This window comes from Chryseobacterium kimseyorum, from assembly GCF_025971945.1.
Taxonomy (GTDB): domain Bacteria; phylum Bacteroidota; class Bacteroidia; order Flavobacteriales; family Weeksellaceae; genus Chryseobacterium; species Chryseobacterium kimseyorum.
Window position 1 is genome coordinate 1 of the sequence record NZ_JAPDHW010000039.1, and the last position, 3,554, is coordinate 3,554.

At 36.0% G+C, this 3,554-nt stretch carries 4 protein-coding genes; 2 read left to right on the forward strand and 2 right to left on the reverse strand.

From position 1 onward, the window contains the following. The first annotated feature begins 324 nt into the window (after positions 1-324). Both OMO38_RS20185 and OMO38_RS20190 read left to right on the forward strand, forming a co-directional pair. Complete coding sequence (locus OMO38_RS20185) at positions 325-1,278, forward strand: helix-turn-helix transcriptional regulator (protein WP_264751978.1); 954 nt, start codon at positions 325-327, stop codon at positions 1,276-1,278. Then, a complete protein-coding gene (locus tag OMO38_RS20190; protein ID WP_264751979.1) occupies positions 1,279-2,379 on the forward strand; it encodes a linear amide C-N hydrolase in 1,101 nt (366 codons plus the stop codon). A 214-nt stretch (positions 2,380-2,593) separates the two neighbouring features. Here OMO38_RS20190 and OMO38_RS20195 read toward each other — a convergent pair whose 3' ends face one another. Both OMO38_RS20195 and OMO38_RS20200 read right to left on the reverse strand, forming a co-directional pair. Then, on the reverse strand, positions 2,594-3,091 hold the full coding sequence (locus tag OMO38_RS20195; protein ID WP_264751980.1) for a DinB family protein: 498 nt from the start codon (positions 3,089-3,091) through the stop codon (positions 2,594-2,596). Between the two features lie 261 nt (positions 3,092-3,352). Further along, the coding region (locus OMO38_RS20200; RefSeq protein ID WP_264751981.1) for a hypothetical protein at positions 3,353-3,554 on the reverse strand (202 nt) is incomplete at its 5' end.

Consider the following 3,554-nt stretch of genomic DNA (forward strand, 5'->3'; position numbering starts at 1 on the left):
ACATTTGCAAAATAATGAACGACCATTATCTCAAAAAACTCGACCGCGTCACTGCCATTCTTACCCAACTACAGTCAAAACCGATTGTACGAGCTCAGGATTTGGCCGAAAAATTTGAAGTTAGCTTAGCGAATTTTCACTTGCATTATTAACGTAAAGTTTAATTAAAAGCAGCCCATTTTTATGCAGCAAAAATTTCTACAAGTCGGCTTATCTTGAAAAAATAGCTTAAATCAATTTATTGATTACCCTTTGCTCCTTAAGATCTCGCACAAAAAAATAAATCTTTGCGTTTAAAAACTTACAGATTACATTTGCAAAATAATGAACGACCATTATCTCAAAAAACTCGACCGCGTCACTGCCATTCTTACCCAACTACAGTCAAAACCGATTGTACGAGCTCAGGATTTGGCCGAAAAATTTGAAGTGAGCGTAAGAACAATTTACCGTGATGTAAAAACTTTGGAAAACGCAGGAATTCCGATTGTGGGTGAAGCGGGAAGCGGTTATTCTCTGATGGAAGGCTACAAACTTCCACCGGTGATGTTTACAAAAGAAGAAGTTTTAAGCTTTATTACTGCTGAAAAACTGATGCAGAAATTTTCACATGAAAGTTTGGGGAACCATTATAAAACAGCAATGGAAAAGCTTCGTTCCGTCTTGCGACATTCGGATAAAAATTTAATTCAGAATATTGAAAATCAGATTGATATTTTTGATTACAGTCCGAAATCTGACGATTCTATCAAAAACGTTATTCCTATTATTTTAGAAAGTATTGCCGAGAAAAAACAACTTTCGATTGAATATCAAAGTGTTGACGGACAGGTTTCAAACCGGACGATCGAAGCCATTGGAATTTTTTACGAGTTCACCTACTGGTACATTATGGCTTTCTGTACACTGAGAAAAGATTTCAGACAGTTCAGAGTCGACAGGATTTTAAAAATTTCAAAAACAGAAATCTCCTTTTCACAGGAATACGGAAAGATCAATGATCACCGAAGAGTAGCCTCAAAAACGGTTACCAAGATAAAACTGCTGGTCGATAAAAAAATCATGGGATATTTAATCAATTCCAAAAGTTACTACGGATTAATCGAAGAAAAAGAAACTGAACAGGGTATCGAAATGACCTTCGAAACAGAATGGATTGATGAAGGATTTCCGCGCTGGCTGATCACTTTCGCAGACTACGCCACGATTTTAGAACCGGAATTATTGAAGACCAAAATGAACAATTTAATTACCAAGATTGCAAAAGATTTTAAATAAATGAAGACCTTATTTTTACGAAGCTTACTGTTGTTTACAATTACTTACTCCTCTGTTGTCTTTGCCTGTTCAGCATTTTTACTGAAAGGAAAAGATTACTGCGTGGTCGGTTTTAATGAAAACTGGAAAACAATGCCCGGAATGATTGTTGTCAACAAACGCAATGTTCAGAAAAGAAATATCAGCTGGGAAAATCTGACGACCTACCATGTAGATTCAAAAAAACAATGGACTTCAAAATACGGTTCAGTCACTTTCAATCTTTTAGGATATGATTTTCCGTGTTATGGAGTCAATGAAAAAGGACTATTCCTTGTTGAACTGTATCTTGAAGAAACCTCAAAAGTTTTTAATCCGAAACAGCCGAATATGTTTTGGGCACAATGGATTCAGTATCAGTTAGATCATTATAAAACGGTAAAAGAAGTCGTAGATCATCTGAATGACGGTCCAAATATCGACTGGTGGCCCAACGCAGCGGGAAGTCACTTTTTTGTCACTGATGCCAAAGGGAACTCGGCAACCATCGCTTTGCTTGACGGAAAATACAAAGTGCTTACTGATAAAGAAATGTCGATGCCACTTTTATGCAACAATCAGTACACAAAAGATTTTCAAACTGCTCAGAAATTCGATTTTTTGGGTGGGAATCAGAAGTTTGATTTTGCACAGCAGGAAAAATGGGAAGACCGTTACAACCGCGCGTATTACCTATTACAAAACTACAGATATGACCAGAAGCCAGTTGCCTACGCCTGGAATATTTTAAATTCAATTCATGCAGGAGAATGGCAAACGGTGATTGATGTTAAAAATATGAGTCTGACCTTTCGTTCTGACCTTAAAAAAGAAGTAAAAACCATTGATCTTAAAAAGCTTGATTTTTCTAAAAATGCTCAGGTGAAATTTTTAGACATTCATACAGATCAATTAGGTGAAGTTAACAAAGATTTTCAGATTTTAACTTTAAATAAAAACAGCGAATATGTTGAAAAAGGTTTTCCTATTGGCTATGACAATAAAGAATTTGGAACTTCTGAGATTTTTATTAAACTGAAAGAAAATATCAGAAAATTTTTTCAATCTGTTTTACCAGATTAGATTTTTTAACTCGTCAGGTCGAGTATTTTTCGCAGCGCAGCGTAGAAAAATGTATCGAGAACCAGTGAACCGCTGACAAAATATAGAGACTGAAACGCAAAAACAAAAACTTCTCGATACGGTTTTTTCAAAATCTACTCGAAGTGACGATAATATAGACTTTTAACTAAAAAGCTTTCAGAAGAATTCCGAAAGCTTTTTTTTTAGTTTGATTTTAAATGCTGAATCTCTCCCAAAAGAAAGGCGGCTCAATTCCCAACGCTCTCAGATAAACAAATCCCTGTCCACGGTGGTGCACTTCATTATCCACGAAATACAGAATATTCTGGTACACCGGAAATTCGTACTGACCGAATAAGTTGAAAGTTTCCTGAAATCTTTCTTCTGAAATCTGATTGAAATACTGATTGATCACTTCCGTTTCAGAATCCCATTTTGCTAAAATTTCTTCCTTCGTTTTCGGCTGAAAAGCTTCCTCAGAAAATTCTTCCATTTGCCCTTCAACGATTCCTTTTAAAGCAGGTCCGGCAATGCTGATTAATTCAACCGCTAACTTTGCAAAGGGTCTCATGCCGCCAATTGAAAACTCGAATAAGTCCTTTTCAGGAAACATTTCAATGACTCTTCTTGTCAAGTTTCTGTGTCCCTGCCAATGCTCCAAAAGCTGTGCTGAGGAGATAAACTGTGTAGTTGCTGTTGCTGTAGTTGTCATAACGTATTGTTTTGTTTGTTAATGTTAAGACAAAGGTAAGAGGTGATTATGACAACAGTTTGTCAGTAGGATTTTTGATGTTGAAAAAATATTTTAAATCTTTTCAAATAATACAATATTTTTCACGTTAGATGGATATCCGATACACAAATGTTTTCATTGTAAATATGTAGAGGTAGATAAATAATTTTGAATGAGGCCAGCCTTTCGGGGTTGGTCTTTTATTATGGGTCATCAATGATGAGCGTTTTTTTTAGGAGCTTAATCCCGCTTTCCGCTATATCTTTTTTGCGGCGGACTCATCCCGAATTTTCGGGAGAAGTCCGCCACAAAAAAGGATGTCGTTTCTATGGTAAGTTTGCATGAAGCAAAATAGATTAATAACTTGGTTAAAAAAATTAACCAAAAGAGCAAAAGCAGCAGGATAAAGACAGACGTTTCTTTGATACTTAGATATCGCCCC

Excerpts from the sequence above, each read along its gene's own strand:
- OMO38_RS20185 (WP_264751978.1), top strand. The coding sequence starts at position 325 with ATGAACGACCATTATCTCAAAAAACTCGACCGCGTCACTGCCATTCTT.
- OMO38_RS20195 (WP_264751980.1), bottom strand. The coding sequence starts at position 3,091 with ATGACAACTACAGCAACAGCAACTACACAGTTTATCTCCTCAGCACAG.
- OMO38_RS20190 (WP_264751979.1), top strand. The coding sequence starts at position 1,279 with ATGAAGACCTTATTTTTACGAAGCTTACTGTTGTTTACAATTACTTAC.